The 1353-nt window shown below is 33.6% G+C and carries 2 protein-coding genes; one reads left to right on the top strand and one right to left on the bottom strand.

Features of this window, described 5'->3' with window-relative positions; genetic code table 11:
- Positions 1 to 725 (top strand): HEPN domain-containing protein (locus tag G7Y57_RS17830; protein ID WP_165027353.1); only part of this gene is annotated, 725 nt, incomplete at its 5' end.
- An 81-nt stretch (positions 726 to 806) separates the two neighbouring features.
- On the opposite strand, the gene G7Y57_RS17835 is transcribed toward G7Y57_RS17830, so the two are convergent.
- Positions 807 to 1277, bottom strand: a complete 471-nt coding sequence (locus tag G7Y57_RS17835) for a hypothetical protein (RefSeq protein WP_165027356.1) — start codon at positions 1275 to 1277, stop codon at positions 807 to 809.
- Between the last annotated feature and the right edge of the window lie 76 nt (positions 1278 to 1353).

Consider the following 1353-nt stretch of genomic DNA (forward strand, 5'->3'; position numbering starts at 1 on the left):
AACTACAGTTTTATGTAAGCGATTACGATATATTGGTTGTCACAAGCGGAGTATCGGATGGAGGAGCAATCAGGTCACTCAGTAATGTAGAAGATTTGTATTATGACAGGGCAAAAGACCCTGACAGACAGCCTCCTGTTCAGTTTATCAGTGAGGATATGAAAAAGCTGAACAAATACCTGAATGATGGGCGATATTTCTATACACAGATAAAGCAAGAAGGTGTTGTTCTATATGATAGTGGTAAACATAAGCTTGCACGAAGAAGAAAACTCAGTTTTGAAGAAATAAAGCAACAGGCTCAGGAATACTTTGATGATAAGTTTGACAGAGCAAATAGTTTTATGGAACAAGCTAAATTTGCATATTCAAGAAAAGATTACAGGATGTCATCTTTTGATTTGCATCAAGCTTGTGAAAACTTTATTTATGCTATTCGACTTGTTAATACACTCGAAAACCCAAAACAACATAATCTCACAAAACTGCTAAACTCTGTAAAAAAATATTCTAACGAGTTTATAAAAGTCTTTCCACAGGATACAGCAGAAGAGAAACGTCTTTTTGAGCTTATCAAAGCTGCTTATGTAAATGGACGCTATGATCCTGATTTTGTAGTCACAAAGGAGGATATTGACGCTCTTGTTCCTAAAGTGGAGTTGCTAAGGGATATTACTAAACGGATTTGTGAGGAGAAGATTGGCGAGTATGGTGAGATGGGATAAGTTAAGTGAAGTGAAATATCTCACTTCTATCGAAAAAATAAGCTAATTTATTAGGAGAATCGCATGATTTAGAAGAAGCAATTAATTTCTTCTTAGTTTCTTTGTCAAATAATAAATTGCTACTAAACAGTAGGGTCTAAGTTTACCGCCTGTTTTGCTTTGCCACCCTTGAAGTTCCTGATTAAGAAACTTTACAAATGCTGGTTTATCTTTTTTTGTTCTTTTACTTTCTGTTCTTACTCTTTCTTGAACAACATGGTAAACCTCCTTTCGAGCATCTTTTAAAGATTGCATATTTAAATTTAGAATAGCATTTATTTGTTTATTTACAGCTTCATCGTCAGATATTGAACTCATTTCTCCTTCTGAATTAAACTTAAACAATCTTTCACAGCTCGGATTTGTATTGAGCGGATTAATTATTAAAGTTCCATTAGCTTTTTGAGTATCACATGTTTGAATTTTTTTTGGGTGTCCTTCATTTCCTGTACAAGCACCTAATGTATAATATAATTGAAAAGTAGTCCACTTAGTAATTGAAAAGTATACCACTAAGTGTCTCGGATGAGATTGGCTAAAGATATTTATTCTTCATCAGGTTGTAACATTTTTTTAGTTTCTTTAACTC

It is taken from the genome of Dysgonomonas sp. ZJ279 (assembly GCF_011039205.1).
Classification (GTDB): Bacteria; Bacteroidota; Bacteroidia; order Bacteroidales; family Dysgonomonadaceae; genus Dysgonomonas.